Origin of the sequence: Zobellia uliginosa, assembly GCF_018860745.1 — a bacterium.
Classification (GTDB): domain Bacteria; phylum Bacteroidota; class Bacteroidia; order Flavobacteriales; family Flavobacteriaceae; genus Zobellia; species Zobellia uliginosa_B.
This window is the reverse complement of the sequence record NZ_JAHKPY010000002.1, coordinates 349,952-368,282: the sequence shown is the minus strand read 5'-3', so window position 1 is coordinate 368,282 and position 18,331 is coordinate 349,952. Positions and strand designations below refer to the sequence as shown.

Sequence of the window (18,331 nt, the reverse complement as noted above, 5' to 3'; positions counted from 1 at the left end):
CTCTATTAAGTCATATAACAATACTGTAGTCACTCAGAAAATGATACATCTAAATTACCATCTAAAAAAAGAAAATCTAGCAATTACATTTAAGTTATGTTCTATTATTTTCTTTATTTTTTGGAATCTGGGTGTATCGGCCCAAACCGTTCTTCTTGGGGATAACGCCCCCTACCCTAATGTAAATGATGGTGATTTTAATTTGATAAATGCCGGTTCTTGGCGTCTTGGGTTACAGTCTCCTTTCTGGACGCCCTCTAACCAACCTCAAAAAGAAGGACATTCCATGGGCTTGGTTCAAGGAAAGTACTTTAGTTCTTTTGACTATGCTTATATCCATTCGAAACCACTAAACACCAACTCGAATTACCGCAACTTAAAGGACGGTGATGTATTACATTGGAGTATGGGTGCCGATCTAGAATATATCAGCAACGGTACGGTTTCATTGCATCTCTTCTTTGGTGAACAAGAGCGACTTTTAGTCGAAAAAGTAAAGCTCATTGGCTCAGACAAAACGATTGAACACTTCTCAGGAAATTATACCGTAACAAAAGAAGATGCCCTAGCAGGCGCCCCAAGTGTACGGGTTTCATTTTACTCAAGTGAAGACGTTAAGGTTTATCTAGATTATGTAAACCTGAACCTGCAAACTCCCAAGAAAAGAGGTCCTACGCTGTCAGGAAAAACCGTTGATGAAGGTATTCAATTGGATTGGAAAGATGATAAAGCGAATTCAGACACTAAATTTTCAGTCCACCGAAGTAAGGGAAAAAATGGAGCGTATCAAAAACTCACGACTACCCAAAATTTTAGTTTTACCGACACTAACCTCATCAACGGTATTGCTTATAATTACGTAGTTACTCGCCTTGATACTTCTGAGTCTACAGGCTCTAACAAAGTACATCTCAAGAAAATTGATAATGCATCACCTGCTCCTCCAACCGCCCTAAAAATTGAAGCCCTTCATACTGAAATTAAGTTGGAGTGGAACAAAAGTGTTGATATTGACGTGGCCAACTATTCAATCTATAGAGGTGATGCAGAAGGCAAGAATCTAAGACAAATAGCACATGACATAAATGACACTGAATATATAGACTTTACACCAAAAAAGGACGTAACTAATTCATATATAGTTTTCGCTCACGATTATTCCGGCAATAAGAGTAGGGGCTCAAAAATGATAAAAGCAAAGGTAAAAGCAGTCTCGGGTACTTCATTTAGCGACCTTATTCAGCCGATGCCCATTCATAATAAACTTAGGTCAGACCTATGGGGTACGGATGCTGTTTTACCGCGTGATGCAGATAACGGAATTGAAGACCCAGAATGGAGCTATTGGGGGGGAAGACCCGTTAAAGATATGGACAACAAATACCATATGTTGGTAACTAGGTGGCCAGCAAACGCAACCAAAGGTCATTGGGAGTGGCCCAATTCAACAGTAGCGCATGTGGTCTCTGAAGCTCCAACGGGACCCTATAAAGTGAAAGAAGAAACAGCATATGACTTTCACAATGGGCTGGGCCATAATCCCGATATAATTTTATTGAACGACGGTACATATATGCTCTACTCCCTCGTAGACTGGGAAGCTACCTTGTTCACCTCTAAAACCATGAACGGCCCATGGAAGCGTCTAGGGATTATGACGGTAGATTGGAAAAGCACAAATGAAGATGAAAAACTATCATATCGGTATTATCGTAACCTATCAGGAGTTCAGTTAGAAGATGGTCGATTTCTATTTGTGACAAAGGCCGGAGAGATGATGCGCAGTGAAACAGCCGATCCTCTGGGGCCGTATACCGTTCTAACCGATCAGATTAGATACAACCAAATTATTCCAGAAAAATATAGAAACTCCAATTACGAAGACCCGGTTCTTTGGAAGGATGAAGTACAGTATCATATGATGATTAACGCATTCTGGGACTATCGTGCAATTTACCTACGTTCACCTGATGGCATCCATTGGAAATTCAACCCCGGTACGGCTTACACACCAGACAATACTTCCTATGAAGATGGTTCTAGAACCCATTGGTACAAATTAGAGCGGCCCCATGTATTACAGGACCAGTATGGAAGAGCTACACATCTTTCATTGGCTGTTATAGATGTACCAAAAGCAGACGATTTAGCGCGAGATAAGCACAGCTCAAAAAATAGTATCCTTCCACTAACTGTTCATAAACGCATTCAGCTACTAAATAAAAAGAAGATAGGCTCGACCACTAAAAAAATTAAAATTCTAATACTTTCAGAAGCAGGTTTTGACGCGCAAAAAGATATTGACCTTGCTTCTTTGAGATTTGGTGCTTCTGAGGAAGTTGATTTTGGAAGAGGTTCTAAAATTTCTAAAACCAAGAAAAAAGGAAAAGACCTAATTGTTGAATTTGATGGTGCCGGAAATGGCATTACAGCTCTCAATTTTGCAGGAAAACTACTTGGAAAAACAAAGGAGGGTAAGTTGATTATAGCCTTTTCAAAACTTTCATCAAACAAAGATTAAGCATTACACACATTTCAAAAAAGAGATGGCCTTAAACCAAAAAATAGCATGAATACATTTAAAATAGTTTTCTTTTTTCTGTTCTTATTTTCTTCAGCACAGATAGAAGCTCAGTCTAAAAATGTCATTATCATCTTCACAGATGACCAAGGGTATGAAGATTTGAGCTGTTTTGGTTCGAGTAATTTACAGACCACAAATATTGACCGTATGGCCAAAGAGGGTCTAAAGCTCACTAGTTTTTATGTGGCTTCATCTGTCTGCTCTCCTTCCAGAGCTGCTTTATTAACGGGAAGAATGCCCAAACGTGCAGGCGTGCCGGGTGTATTGTTCCCTAAACCGAATGAAGGCGGACTTCCTCCGGATGAAGTAACCATTGCAGAGCTTTTAAAAGAAAAGAACTATAAAACCGCATTGGTAGGCAAGTGGCATTTGGGGCATGATAAAAAGTATTTACCCTTAAATCAAGGCTTTGATTCGTATTACGGTATTCCGTACAGCAATAACATGTCTATTGCTCCAGGTATTGACATTTCAAAAGATGTTGTATTAAACGATAACTACACGTATGAACATATGGCTTCGGATATCAGTAGAGTAGAAAAAAACCTAACTAAGGTGCCCGAAGAAGACCTTAAAAACAAACCTCCATTAATGCGGGGAAATGAGATTATTGAATACCCTACCAATCAAACAACACTTACCGAACGGTATACCAAAGAAGCCGTTTCTTTTATCGAGCAGAATAAAGAAAAACCGTTCTTTCTATACTTCGCTCATTCATTTCCGCACGTGCCAGTTTTTGTTGGTGACAAGTTCAAAGGAAGTAGTGGAACTACCCCATATTATGATGCCCTTCAAGAAATTGACTGGAGTGTGGGTGAAATTTTAAAAACACTAAAAGAGAATGGTTTAGATGAAAATACAATGGTGATTTTCACTTCTGATAACGGACCAAACCGTCACGGTTCTGCTAAACCACTCAAGGGAAGAAAATTCGATACGTATGAAGGCGGACAACGTGTTCCGGCAATTATCTGGGCTCCAGATAATATAAAAGCTGGTACGGTTAGCGATGAGATAGTTTCATCACTTGATATTTTCCCCACCATAGCTAATTATGCGGGTATTCCTTTACCTAAAAATAGAGTGTTTGATGGTTACGATATGTCACATTTTTTCAGCGGAAAAACCAAAAAATCACCTAGAAAAGAAATGATTTTCTATGGTTCTAATTCAACAAAAATTGACGGTATTCGTATTGGAGATTGGAAGTATTTAATTAAGGGGTATAGAAAAACCTCTTGGCATAAACTTTCTGAGGCAGACCTTAAAATTAAATTATTCAATTTAAAAGATGATAAATCCGAGTCTAAAAATGTAATTGATTTGAATACTAAAAAAGCAAAAAAACTTTTAAAACGAATGCAGCATTTTGATACTGATTTAGAAATGGGTATTTCAAAAAAATAATACACTCATTTAGTTTGCGCGAGTGATACCTGCTGGAAAGGAAAAGCACTGAAGAGTCTAAGTAGGTTGATATGAAATAATCAAAAATTAATGAAAAAAAATAAATTCATGAGATTAAATAAAATGATTTTTTGCTTTGCTATAGTGCTTACTTTTTGCCAATGCCAACAGCTCAAAAACCAAAAAACGGATAAGGAAAATTGGCAAGTTCTTTTCAATGGAGAAAATTTGGACGGATGGGTCGTTAAGTTTAACCATCATGAATTAGGAGATAATTATGCAAATACCTTTCGAGTGGTCGACAGTGTAATCCAAGTAAATTATGATGGCTATACTGAATTTGGGGAACGCTTTGGACATTTGTTTTATCATAAACCATTTTCAGCATACCATCTTAAATTCGAATATCGTTTTACAGAACAATGGATGGACGAGGCTCCTATACATGCCTACCGTAACAGTGGTATTATGTTTCATTCGCAAGACCCAAAAATCATTTTAAAAGACCAGAAATGGCCTGTAGCCGTAGAGTTTCAATTTTTAGCCGAAGAAACAGAGGGGGAAACAAGGCATACGGGAAATTCTTGCAGCCCGGGAACGCACATTCATAAAGATGGTGAATTACTTACGCAGCATGTAACACAGTCTAGCTCCAAAACGTACAAATGGAATCAATGGGTGAAGGGCGAGCTAATTGTAGATAAGCAATCTAATATAACGCATATAGTGGAAGGAGATACTGTTTTGCAATACTCCAATCCTATAATTGGAGGTCTTGCTATAATAGGTTCCGATACAGCTATGCTAGTTGATGGCACAGCAATATCAAGTGGCTTTATTGGTCTTCAAGCAGAAGGTCAAGGAGTAGAATTTAAGTCGATTAAAATTAAGACGTTGGATTAAAAATGACGGCAAGATGAAAATAATTTAATCAATTCAAATCCAAGAAAAGCACGGGAGCTTATTGCTATGATAAAGACCAACGATATGGAATTAGAAAACCTAAAAAAGTAACACTAAAGCTAGGGCTATTCTACTGATCCATATATGTATAAAATAAAGTGGCGCTATATATTGAACATTTTCCGTCACTAATATTAATACATTTAAAATTAGCTATTCTCGGTAAAAAATAACAAAACTAAACATGAGCAGAAGTATCCTCTTAATCTGTATTTTTCATCTAAGTACCTGCCTACTGCAAGCACAAGTTAAAGTTGCTCATATTTTTGGTAGCCATATGGTCCTGCAACGCAACCAACAAAACCCAATTTGGGGAACGGCAGCGGTTGGTGAAAAAATCACAGTATCTATTGCAGGAAATTCATACCAAACAGTCACCAATAAAAATGGAGATTGGCGTGTAAAACTAGATGCTCTAAAAGCAGGAGGACCGTATTCTTTGACAGTCCAAGGTAAAAACAAAATTACTTTTGAAGATATTTTAATTGGTGAGGTTTGGATTTGCACCGGTCAATCTAATATGCAATGGAGCGTAGAAAACTCTAACGATGCTGAATTAGAATTACTAGCGGCAGATTATCCAGAAATAAGACTGTTCAGTATTCCTTTAGTTGGTTCACCTGAGAAACAATCGGAAATAAAAGATACTACTTGGGTAGCCTGCTCCCCAAAAACCATCCCAAAATTTTCAGCAGCAGGATATTTCTTTGGTCGCAAGTTGCATAAGGCATTAGATGTACCTATTGGTCTAATCAATGCATCATGGGGCGCTTCATCATTAGCAACTTGGATTCCGCGAGAAGCCATAGAAGAAAACTACGAACACCCCGAATTTTTGAAAGATTGGGACTGGAGAATTAGCGTTTTTACAGATCAGATGATTATCGACTATACCAAAGAATACAATGCTTGGGAAGCTGCGGGAAAACCTGGTCAAAGAATGCGTCCTCCCAGAGATATCCGCACGGCACAGAACAGACCTTCAAATGGTTTTAATGGTGTTATAAACCCAATAATTGGTTATGGAATAAAAGGAGCCATATGGTGCCAAGGCGAAAGTAATCTGGGACGCGGAAATCAGTATAGCGAGCTATTTCCTATTCTCATCAATTCATGGAGAGATCTTTGGAAGCAAGGCGATTTTCCTTTTTATTGGATTCAGATAGCCAGTATGAAGGAAGAGGATAAAGAACCCACAACCAGTTCTTGGGCACAATTGCGCGAAGGACAATCCAAGACGCTTTTGCTACCCCATACTGGTGAAGTAGTTTCCATGGATTTAGGGGAAAGAAATAATATTCATTACCGCAATAAACAAACCATTGGTAACCGATTGGCCAGATTAGCCTTGGATCAAACCTATGATTATGACTTAGAAGGACGGACCCCTCAGTACAAGTCAATGGAAATTAAAGGTGATAAAATAATTATATCCTTTGACCATATAGATAAAGGCCTGTACACCTTCAACACTAACAAAGTGAAAGGGTTTTCAATTGCAGGAGAAGATCAAAAATTTGTTTGGGCAGAAGCTAAGATTATTGGAAAGGATAAAATTGAAGTCCGTTCGGATAAAATTACAGAACCATTGGCCGTCCGCTACGCTTGGGCAGATATGCCTGATGCCAATCTATATGACCAGAATGATTTACCGGTGGCTTGTTTCCGCACAGACCACTGGCCCATTTCTTCAGAAGGTAAATATTTAGCACAGGAACGCTATAACTACAATAAATTCAAGAAATAAATGAGAACAAATCTATTCTTCAATTTTGCCCTAATATGTAGTATCAACTCCTATTTATCTGCGCAACAAACTCAAAATGATAAACCTAACATCATAGTAATTATGGCGGACGATATGGGTTTTTCCGATATTGGCTGTTACGGGGGTGAAATACAAACACCCAATTTAGACCGACTCGCCAAAAACGGTGTGCGTTTTAACCAGTTTTATAACAATGCCCGGTGTTGTCCAACAAGGGCTGCACTATTAACCGGACTTTATCCGCATCAAGCAGGAGTTGGTGGCATGGTGGGTTACGGACATGGAGATTTAAGTGAGAATGCGGTAACTATTGGAGAAGTATTACAATCCAATGGATACGCAACCTATATGACCGGAAAATGGCATGTTGCGGACTCCAATACTAACGATGATGCACATAACTGGCCAAAACAGAGGGGTTTTGATACCTTTTTTGGAACCATTAAAGGAGTTGGTAGTTATTTTGACCCATATACCCTTAGTGATAATAACGACCCCATAGAACTCAAACCAGAAGACGGTTTTTATTACACGGATGCTATTTCTGATTCTACAGTTACTTTCATAGATAGACATCTTAAGGAAAAACCGCATTCACCCTTCTTCTTTTATGTGGCCTACACAGCACCACATTGGCCTTTACATGCTTTACAAAAAGACATTAAAAAATACGATGGCGTTTTTGACCAAGGATGGGATGTGCTACGAAAAGAACGATTGGAGCGAATGAAAAAAACCGGCATTGTACCGAAAAACACAAAGTTGAGTCCACGTGACCCACGCGCTTCTGCTTGGAAAAATGTTGAAAACAAAGAGTGGGAATTGCAGCGTATGAAAACCTATGCCGCCCAAATTGATAATATGGACCAAGGCATAGGAAGAATTATTGATAAACTTGAACAAGAGGGAAAATTAGACAACACACTAATTCTATTTTTATCTGACAATGGCGGTTGTGCCGAGACCTTGGAAGGGGTTGAAAATTGGGTGACTGGACGAGAAATATCAGTAACATTAGAAGGAAAAAAAGTAACTCCTGGAAATATTCCGAATCATATGCCAGGACCTGCTACAACCTACCAAAGCTATGGTCCTTCATGGGCAAACTTAAGTAATACCCCTTATCGGAAGTATAAAAAGTCAGGTCATGAAGGAGGCGTTGCAACCCCATTTATTATGCATTGGCCAGCAGGTTTAAAAAAGAAGAATAATATAAAAAAGGATGTTGCCAGTATTATAGATGTAATGCCAACCCTTATAGATGTTAGTCAATCTAAGTATCCTTTGAATTTTAACGGAAATAAAATCAAACCCTTGGAAGGGCTAAGTCTAATGCCTGTACTACATGATAAGAGTTTAAATAGAGATGAATGGTTCGTAGAACATGGTACAAATAAAGCTTATAGAAAAGGGGATTGGAAAATAGCTTGGTCCAAGGATAAAGACGGCAAAAAATGGGAACTGTACAATTTAAAAGAAGACCCTATAGAATTGAATGATTTAGCCACTAATTATCCTAAAAAACTCAACACTATGATAGATAGATGGCATGAATGGGCAAAACGGGTAAAAGTGTCACGGTCAAAGAAATAACCTATACATGAAAAAATGAAGGCCAATACCAATTTTAAAACACATCTTATGAACTCAACATATAAAAAGCGAATTCCAATATTAAATGCGAGTTTACTTTTGTTTTTCATTACACTATTACATCCTGTTTTCGGCTTTCAAACCCAATCGGATAAAAAGCCAAATATTCTTTTTTGTATTGCTGATGACCAATCCTTTAAACATACGTCTTATCAAGGAACCGCAGAATTGTACACCCCTAATATTGACCGTGTAGCCAAAAATGGCGTTGTATTCAACAACGCCTATACCAACGTTTCTTCCTGTGCTCCATCACGTGCGGCAATATTAACCGGGCGTAATATTTGGGAACTAGAAGAAGGTGGATTATTGTTTGGTGGATTGCCTAAAAAATATACCACCTTTTCAACCCTATTATCTCAAAACGGATACAGTACAGGGCATTCTGGCAAAGGATATATGCCCGCCAATAAAAAAGAGCCCTACCAGACACTTCCATTAGCCCCAGAATTTAATGACATTAAAATGGATGCTCCAAAAAACATGTCTAATAAAGATTATGCAGAAAACTTCAATGTCTTTCTTTCTCAAAAAGAAGAAAACAAACCTTTCTTTTTTTGGTTTGGATCGCACGAAGCTCACCGTGCTTATGACGCAGGAAGTGGTGCAAGGGCTGGCAAGGACATTTCAAAAATAGAAGTTCCCGGTTTTCTACCAGATAATGACTTGGTGCGTAATGACATTGCTGATTATTATAAAGAAATTGAGTGGTTCGATTCACATTTGGGGCGCATGATCAAAGCGTTGGAAGATGCGGGCGAATTAGAGAACACCATTATTATTGTAACTGCGGATAACGGAATGCCTTTCCCTAGAGCAAAGGCCACTTGTTACGATTATGGAACTCATATGCCTTTGGCCATCTATTGGGGCAATCAAATTAAAGGAGGAGCTACTGTAGATGATTTTATAAGTTTCACTGATTTTGCACCCACCCTACTGGATGCCGTTGGTATTGATATTCCCAAAGACATAACCGGGAATAGTTTTTTAGATATTTTACTAGCAAACAAAAGTGGCCAAGTAGACCCAACTAGAGACCGCGTATTCACTGCTTTAGAACGCCATGCCTATTGTCGCCCCGGGGGAATGCCCTACCCTATACGTACCATTCGCAAAGGAGATTGGCTATATATGATAAATTTTGAATCGGACAGATGGCCCGCCGGAAATCCTGATTATAAATCCGTACATCAAGGCTATTATGGTGATTTTGATGCGGGGCCTAGCCGGGAGTATTTAATTGCTAATAAAGATGAGGAATCAGTAAAATTTTATTCAGACCTCTCTTTCAAAAAACGACCTGAAGTAGAACTCTACAATGTAAAAGAAGACCCCTATCAATTACAAAACCTTGCTTCAGATGTGACTTATGCTACTCTTTGTAGCGAACTGAAAGCAGATTTGTTCGCCTATTTAAAGAAAACAAACGACCCCAGAATGCGTGGAGAATCCCCTTGGGACAACTACCCTTATTATTTTGAAGGTTTAGAAACAGAATATTTAAAACCGATTGAGGAGAGACAATAAAAGAACCTCAAAAAATATAGTATGAAAAAACAAAGAACACATCAATTCGGGTATGAGGATGAAATTCAACCGCTAATTATTACACAAGCTAAAATATTTCCAAATATTAAATATCTAGTTGCATTAGTTATTATTCTGATGGAAATGCTTCTAATGCCAAAAATCACCCACGCCCAAGAAAAGCCTTCTCAAGCTTCTCAAAATTGGCACATGCCAGACTTGTCCAATGCGCCTATTCAAACCAATTCTCAAGGCGATTATACCGAGGTAAAAGATAGTATTCCCATCAGGGGAACAAAATACTTAATTAGGGTCCCAAAAAACTGGAACGGCACCCTTTTAAATGACTTAGATTATCGACAATCTGCCGACTCCCCTAGAAACTTGTTCTTATTAAAAAACGGATATGCCTTATCAGGAACGGCCCGTAGACCCGGCCGATTAAACAATTACGATCCCGCTCATGAAATTCACGACCTCATATCAGTTTTGGATATTTTTGAGTCGGTATTTGGAAAGCCAAAACAGACTATACAATTGGGGTGCTCCGGAGGAGGAACCGTCACTTTAGCCATGGCAGAAATGCATCCAGACCGGATAGATGGCGCCATTGCAGGTTGCGCCTCTACCAGTCCATGGATGGCCAACACCCATCTAGATGGATTGTTCGTATTAAAAGCACTTATTGCACCGGAGCTTCCTATTGTAAACCTTCCGCTTACAGATCCAGAAATATCTAAAATTGCTTCAGATTGGGAGAAGGCTATAAAAAATGCACAGCAAACACCTGAAGGTCGTGCTCGCATTGCTCTTGCCATAACCATTGGGCAATGGCCCGCTTGGGGTGGTCCGGGAAAAGCACCGATTCCAGAACCAGATGCCAACAATGCAAATGACTTGCAAGAAAGTATGTATCAAAGTCTCTTGAAACTACTTCCTTCAAAACAAACTTTTGGCACCAGTATGCTAGAGCAATCTGCTCCCGGTCAACTACGATGGAATACTGGCGTAGACTATCAAGTTTCATTCTCAAATGGCGACGCATTGTATAAAGCAGCTGTTCAAAAATTATATAAAGAAGCGAAAATTGACCTTAAAAAGGAATTAAAAAAAATCAATTCGTTTGAGCGTGTTAAGGCCGACCCTAATGCCGTAAAATGGTGGAGCGCACCTGGCCGTACCCATTTGGGAGAGCCAAAAGTTCCGTTGCTACGCATAAACACAAGCGGAGACGGCTTAGTATATCCAACAATGGCCCAAGGATACAAAGAACTTGTATTGGCTAAAGGATACTCAGATTTTTTTCGTCTCGCTTATGTCAACAGATGGGGACATTGTAGTTTTAGCTTGTCCGAATGGCTTGCTGCCATTGAAACTGTAAAACAACGTGTAGAAACAGGTATTTGGCCTAAAACAGACCCCGAAACCCTTAATACACTTGCTAAATCTCTAGATATTGAGAGCGAGGCCAACTTTTATGACCACAGAGAAACCAAAGCGTATAACCGTGTTTGGACGCCAACTACCAAAGATTATTTAGGCACGAATAAATAACAAAACAGTCTCAACCAATAACTCAAAGAATAGAACGCTAAAACAACAAAAAATGAAATCAATATCAATTTTAAAAAACATTTATTTCCTAGTTCTAATTACCGGCTTCAGTATCAATCTAACCGCTCAAGACCAGCCTAATATTGTAATCCTAATGGCCGATGATATTGGTGTTGGCGATATTGGTTTTTATCACAAACAGAGAACGGGAAAAGAGCCTTTGGTGCCCACACCTAATATAGATGCGCTTATAGCCAATGGCATGCGCTTTTCGGACGCCCACTCCCCTTCTTCTTTATGCGCACCTACCAGATATTCTATGATGACGGGCAACTACGCCTATAGAAACACAAATAGCCCTTGGGGCGTTTGGTCTCCGTTGAGAAATGACGGTATTACCGACGACTTTACAACGCTATCCCGAATTGCTAAAACAGGCGGATACACCACCGCGTTCTTCGGAAAATGGGGATTAGGAGGCGTTTGGAACGGTGCTCCCGAGGATTATTCAAAAACCGAAGGAGGTGCTCAAAAATTCGGATTTGATTATTCTATAGAGCTTCCGCAAGGCATTCAAAACAAACCTTATGTCTATTATGAAAATGGGAAGTGGATGAAACTTAAAACTGATTCGGAATTAGTTCATATTCCTTTTGAACAAACCGAATATGACGAAGGAAACAGAAATCGCGGAAGAGATGGTATAGGCGATTCTAATTGGAACCCTTCCTTAGCTGGGCCAATTTTAGCAAACAAAGCTGTAAACTATATTGAACAGCAAGGCAAAAACAGTGCTAAAAATCCATTTTTTATGTACTACTGCAGCCAGGCTGTTCATGTGCCCCATAGTCCATCTGAAAGTTTAGACGGAAAAAAAATAAAAGGTTCTACTCCTGGAAATCATGGGGATATGATTGCCGAACTAGATGCCCAAGTGGGTATGATGATAAAAGCTCTTAAAAAAACCGGGGCGTATAAAAATACCCTTTTTGTATTTACTTCTGATAATGGAGGCCTTAATCATGACAAAGCGTTAAAAGACGCAGGGCATGATTCCAGTAATGGGTTCGCAGGTAAAAAAGCATCAATTTATGAAGGAGGTCACCGTGTTCCTTTCGTAGCGGTTTGGCCCGGAAAAATTACCGAAAATTCAGAATCCCATGTGCCCATTATAGGTCAAGATATGGTTGCCACCTTATCGGCAATTGTAAACGTTCCGATTGATGATAGTAAAGTGTTAGATTCCGCTAATCTTCTTCCCATCTTTCAACAACAATCCACAGAACCATTACACAAATACCTCATGCACAGGTCTCAAGATGTTCAGGGTCCTTTTCATGCCATTCGCGAAGGTAATTTTAAACTGATCATGATTGTGAATAGCAAGAAAAACCTAGAAGGACTAAAGGCAATTGAATTATATAATTTGAAGGATAACATTCAAGAGAAGAAAAACAAAAACTTAATTAATGAGCCCGGGCAAGCAGAACGTATTCAAGAAATGCAAAAAACTTACTTGGACTTGCTCAACAATGGAGGGACGACTCTTTTTTAAAAACTAATAAACAAGCTCTTACCTAGCTTAAAATAATCTTATACGTATCAGAACCACTTACCAAAATAAAACAACGATTATGAAAAAAACAGTCTTCATTTTAATGGCCATTTTGTTATCTCCGCCCTCTTGTTTACAAGCTCAGGAAAAGAATTATGAACCAGCTTGGAACTCCTTAAGAAACCACCACACCCCAGAATGGCTGGTTGACGCTAAATTTGGAATATACTGCCACTGGGGCATTCAGACCATCAGTTATGAAAAAGGAAAAGAAGATTGGACGGATGAACAATTGCTCAAACAATTCAAAGGCGAAAATTTTAATGCGGATGAATGGGCAAAACTGTTCGAAACTGCGGGAGCCAAATTTGGTGGGGTCATCGGTTGGCATGGTAGTGATTTAAAACACTGGGACAGTGACATATCAGATTACAACACGGCTAAAGTTGGACCTAAAATAGATATCGTAGGCGAAGTTTTTAAAGCCGTCCGCAAACGAAATATGAAAACCCTGGTTTCCTATCATTCTATTGAAGGTGATGAATGGATTGATTTTGCTAAAGAGGGAGTAAATAAGTATGATCCCGATATTTTTTGGGTGGATGCCAGTTTTGGCGGTACCAAAGGCTCTCACAATAAAAAAGTGACTCGCAAAAGCAAGTTTATTGGTGAAGGAACTTTACCATCTCCCGTATTTGAAAATAAGTACCAAAGGGAGTTTATTTCTTACTTTTTCAATAAGTCTTTAGAGCGAAAAAAAGAAGTTGAATTTGTTTATAAATCCAATGATATTCCGCCTTCCGTAGGCATGCGAGATTTAGAAAATGGTATTCTTACCGAAACCGCTTATGACGTTTGGATGACCGATATGGATATGACCGTACCGCCAGATTTTCCAACCCATGGTTGGTTTTATAGAGAAGACATTCCTTTGCGTTCTACCAATGAATTGGTAGATATGTTAATGGATGTTATTAGTAAAAATGGAGTCCTTTTACTAAATATCCCTCCAAAGTCAGATGGTACTTTTCCAGCCGAAGTAATCAAGAATCTAACGCAGATGGGTAATTGGTTGGAAAAGAACGGCGAAGCTGTTTATAATACCGCTCCTTGGTTTATTTATGGTGAAGGCCCTACTGATATTGACGAAGGCAATTATACCTACCATCACAACAATCATTTTGCACAGGTACAATACACAAAAGAAGACATCCGGTTTACTGTAAACGGAAATAATCTTTATGCCTCTTGCTTGGGTAAACCTGATGGTGACCTTTTGATTAAATCCTTGAACTCAAGTTTTAAACTTCGTAAAGGTGATATTCAAAAAATCGTTCATTTGGGTACGGGTAAACCTGTTCAATTTGACCATAATGCAAACGGACTTCTTTTAAAATTAAAGGGCGTGGTGCTTGACGAATCGGCCAACGTTTTCAAAATAACACTTAAATAAAGTTGTTCATGAGAATAATTCGCACCACTTTATTAGCACTGCTCTGTTGTTTGCAAGTCAGCGCCCAAACACCTGAAACAACATCAAAACAATATGGCGAACTATTGCAAGATTTTGTTAATATGCGCTTTGGTATGTTCATATGTTACAACATCATGTCTTACGGGGCAAGTTGGGGCGAAAAAAACTATGATATTTCTACTTTCAACCCAAAGAACCTGAATACGGACCAGTGGGCAGATGCTGCCGTTTCCGCTAAAATGAAATTTGGCCTACTGACCACAAAACACCACGAGGGCTTTTGTTTATGGGATAGTGAGGTTACCGATTATGATGTTGCTTCTACTCCATACAAAAAGGACATCGTAAAGCAATATGTTGAGTCTTTCAGGAAAAAAGGACTGAAAGTAGGCCTCTATTATTCCATTTGGGACAGCACACATGGTATCGATAAAGATAAAATCGGACCTCCAGAAATGGACTTTATAAAAACCCAGATTACCGAACTGCTGACCAACTATGGTAAAATAGATTATTTAGTTGTAGACGGCTGGTTTTGGCGGATGGGCCATCATGAAGTACCCTTCACTGAAATTCGTGAATTGATTAGAAAGATACAGCCCGATTGTTTATTGACGGACCATACGCATTTACAGGCCCCTTATCAATTGGATATTCCTTATTTTGAAGGTCCCTTTGGAGCTTTTCCCGATGAGGACAACCAAATGGCTTCGGCATTAGGGCATTACAGCTTTAAAGGAAACGGATGGTTCTGGGGTCCTGAAACCCCAAACGGTATGTTGAAAGAAGAAAGTGCCGAAAAGCTAGTTTCAAAATTGGAAACGCTAGAAAGCAGGTATTGTAATTTTATGCTCAATTGCATGCCCAACAGAGAGGGTCTTTTAGATCCTGCGTTTATCTCGCTTTTAAGCGACATTGGTAAAAAATGGTCTCCCAATGAATCCAGAATAGACCTCCCATCAAAAAAACATCTCATTTTCTCGGCGCCTATTGTAACGGCGACTGCATCCAGTGGCAAGGCTTCCCATATAATAGATGCTACCCAATACAAAACCGATTTTGAACACTGGGTTTCCGATGCTTCTTCAATTCAGACCCTTACTTTTGATTTGGGCCGTCCCAAAAATATAGACATCGTCATCTTAGTGCCCAACCACAAGAGCAAACCAGCTCCGGAAACGGCCCTTTCGGAAGGAAATATTTTAGAGTGTAAGACCTACATCAGCAATGATAATAAAGAATTCCTGCTGGTATCTACGGATTCATGGCCAACGAATTCAAAATATAGAAGCATTGATTTTAAGGCCTCCAAAGCCCGATATATCAAAATTGAAATTTTAAAATGGAACGGTATAAATGCCATTATTGCCGAAGTAGAAATCGGAAATTCCACTCATCAGATGAATTAAAAATCATCAAAAAGCACATATGATATAGGCATATGATCATTTGTAACAATTTCGATAAGGTGCTATGATTATTTTTACGGACAATCACTCTTGCAAACTAACATCACCGTTTTAACCAAAAACGAACAACAAACAAACGCCAAAAAACCGAATATGAACCAATTATTTTACCATTTAACAAATCGTTCTACTATACAAAAAAGTCTTTTCTTTACTTCTGCCCTTGTACTATTCACCCTTGGCAGTTGTAAAAAAGAAAAACCGGTCTATGCAGATGTTATTTATACCAAACCAACACTCGTAAAGGACCCACCAGTTGTTTTTATGTCTCCAGAAGAGAGTATGAAAACCATGCATCTTCCCGAGGGTTATCACATGGAGTTGGTAGCCAGTGAACCCATGATCAATGAACCCGTAACAATTGCTTGGGGTCCTGACGGCAAACTTTACGTTGCTGAAATGCTGACATACATGCAAGATATTGACGGAACCGATGAAAATGAACCTTGGAGTAGGGTTTCCGTTCTTGAAGATACTGATGGTGATGGAAAAATGGACAAAAGCACCGTTTTTGTGGACAGCTTAATTCTGCCGAGAATTCTACTTCCGTTAGACGACAGGGTGATTATTGGCGAGACATACAACCGCAGTCTTTACACCTACAGGGATACGGATGGCGACAATGTTGCCGATGAAAAGAAGCTCATCCTAGAAAATAATAAACGTGATAATGCAAACCTAGAACACCAATCCGCCACAATGATTTGGGGGCTGGATAATTACCTTTATCAATCCAATGGCTCTTTGCGCTATAGATTTACAAAGGGTGAAATGGAGGTTGATACCTTAATGGATGCACCTTCAGGACAATGGGGAATGACACAAGATGAAGTTGGTCAACTGTATTATTCCAGTGCCGGTGGCGAAACCCCTGCATTGGGCTATCAACAACATCCCTATTATGGAAATCTAGAAATGGAAGGCAAATGGGAAGAAGGTTTTGAAAAAGTATGGCCTATAATTGGCACGCCAGATGTTCAGGGCGGCCTGCGTAGACTTCGTGAAGACGGTACGCTCAATCATTTTACAGCAAGTTGTGGACAGTCTATTTTTTTAGGCGATAAATTACCCATGTATGGTGACCTTTTTATCCCTGAACCTGTAGGGCGCTTGATTCGTAGAGCAAAAGTGAACCTAGTGAACGGAAAAAAAGTACTTTCCAATCCGTATGGTGAAACAGAGTTTCTGGCATCCACAGATACCAACTTTAGACCAGTTGACACTCAAACCGGACCTGACGGCTGTCTGTATGTTGTGGACATGTACCGCGGAATCATTCAAGAGGGCAACTGGGTCAGAAAGGGTAGTTTTCTACGTCCTGTGGTAGAACGAAAAGGTTTTGACAAGAATATTGGTAAAGGTAGAATTTACAGAATAGTGCATAATGAAATTGCTCCCGCCAAGCAGGAAAATCTCTTGAACAAATCAAAGGCCCAATTATTGGATTATCTGCATCACCCTAACGGTTGGTACCGTCTTACCGCTCAAAAGCTCTTGGTACTTAGACAAGACAAATCCATTGTATCAGATTTAAAAAAAATAGTAACTGGTGGCGAACCTTTCCTAGGTTCTATGTTAGGCGATACGGATTATGCTTTGGGTAGGCTACATGCTATTTGGGCTTTAGATGGTCTTGATGCCATTGACAAATCTCTTATTCTGTCAGCACTGCGAGATGATGATGCCCGGGTACGTATGGCAGCGCTTCGGGTAGCCGAACCATATCTAAAATCAGGTGATACAGAAGTTATTGAAGCTGTACAGGCGTTGAAAAACGATACAAATCCAGAAGTGTTGCAACAACTGGTGTTATCGCTAAGGTCTACAAAAAACAAAGCCGGAAACGAAACCATTTCCAAAATCATTTCTTCAAACCCATCAAACGACGCTATTGCGGTTATAGGTGAAGAGAGTCTAAAAGAAACACCTTTGGAAATTGAGCAAATCAAGAAAAAACACGTGCTACAAAATACCTATACCCGTAAAAGAATTATAGATGGGTATACAAATTTTAAAAATTTATGTGCAGCCTGTCATGGTAAAAACGGTGATGGTATTGAAGGTATGGCGCCATCACTAGTTGGATCTCCGCGGGTAACTGCCAAGAAATGGGATATTCCTGTAAAAATTCTTCTGAATGGACTTACGGGACCTGTTGACGGCAAAGAGTACTCTGGTGTTATGGCGGGCATGAAACAACAGGACGATGAATACATTGCTAGCGTCGTCACCTACATACGAATGCACCTAAACAACGAAAGTGGCGTTCCTGCTTGGAAGGTTGGTAATGTGAGAAGAAGTATAAAAGACCGTGAAGATTATTGGACGATTGAAGAACTGGAAAACGAAAAATAAATTTAATAAAATTATA

At 39.3% G+C, this 18,331-nt stretch carries 11 protein-coding genes; all 11 read left to right on the top strand.

Annotation, left to right across the window (positions count from 1 at the left end; all coding sequences use genetic code 11):
* Positions 1-40 precede the first annotated feature (40 nt).
* The 11 genes from KO521_RS02215 (at position 41) to KO521_RS02165 (ending at position 18,315) form a co-directional block, all read left to right on the top strand.
* Entirely contained in the window at positions 41-2,521 is a 2,481-nt protein-coding gene (locus KO521_RS02215; RefSeq protein WP_215938272.1) for a hypothetical protein, read from the top strand.
* A gap of 48 nt (positions 2,522-2,569) precedes the next feature.
* Positions 2,570-3,994: a sulfatase family protein gene (locus KO521_RS02210; protein ID WP_215938271.1), complete on the top strand. Its 1,425-nt coding sequence runs from the start codon at positions 2,570-2,572 to the stop codon at positions 3,992-3,994.
* A gap of 108 nt (positions 3,995-4,102) precedes the next feature.
* Complete coding sequence (locus tag KO521_RS02205) at positions 4,103-4,897, top strand: 3-keto-disaccharide hydrolase (protein ID WP_252729819.1); 795 nt, start codon at positions 4,103-4,105, stop codon at positions 4,895-4,897.
* Positions 4,898-5,141: 244 nt separating this feature from the next.
* Positions 5,142-6,704 (top strand): sialate O-acetylesterase, encoded by a 1,563-nt coding sequence (locus KO521_RS02200; protein ID WP_215938270.1) that lies wholly within the window; start codon positions 5,142-5,144, stop codon positions 6,702-6,704.
* Positions 6,705-8,318: an arylsulfatase gene (locus KO521_RS02195; protein ID WP_215938269.1), complete on the top strand. Its 1,614-nt coding sequence runs from the start codon at positions 6,705-6,707 to the stop codon at positions 8,316-8,318. It abuts the gene before it with no gap.
* 48 nt (positions 8,319-8,366) lie between these two features.
* Entirely contained in the window at positions 8,367-9,908 is a 1,542-nt protein-coding gene (locus KO521_RS02190; RefSeq protein WP_215938268.1) for a sulfatase family protein, read from the top strand.
* A 21-nt stretch (positions 9,909-9,929) separates the two neighbouring features.
* Positions 9,930-11,462, top strand: coding sequence for an alpha/beta hydrolase (locus KO521_RS02185; RefSeq protein WP_215938267.1), 1,533 nt, complete (start codon positions 9,930-9,932; stop codon positions 11,460-11,462).
* 52 nt (positions 11,463-11,514) lie between these two features.
* Positions 11,515-13,017 (top strand): sulfatase family protein, encoded by a 1,503-nt coding sequence (locus KO521_RS02180; RefSeq protein WP_215938266.1) that lies wholly within the window; start codon positions 11,515-11,517, stop codon positions 13,015-13,017.
* A gap of 79 nt (positions 13,018-13,096) precedes the next feature.
* Positions 13,097-14,470, top strand: coding sequence for an alpha-L-fucosidase (locus KO521_RS02175; RefSeq protein ID WP_215938265.1), 1,374 nt, complete (start codon positions 13,097-13,099; stop codon positions 14,468-14,470).
* A gap of 8 nt (positions 14,471-14,478) precedes the next feature.
* The gene (locus KO521_RS02170) at positions 14,479-15,900 is read left to right on the top strand and encodes an alpha-L-fucosidase (protein ID WP_215938264.1); all 1,422 of its coding nucleotides are present in this window, start codon (positions 14,479-14,481) and stop codon (positions 15,898-15,900) included.
* Positions 15,901-16,053: 153 nt separating this feature from the next.
* Positions 16,054-18,315 (top strand): DUF7133 domain-containing protein, encoded by a 2,262-nt coding sequence (locus tag KO521_RS02165; protein WP_215938263.1) that lies wholly within the window; start codon positions 16,054-16,056, stop codon positions 18,313-18,315.
* Positions 18,316-18,331 lie beyond the last annotated feature (16 nt).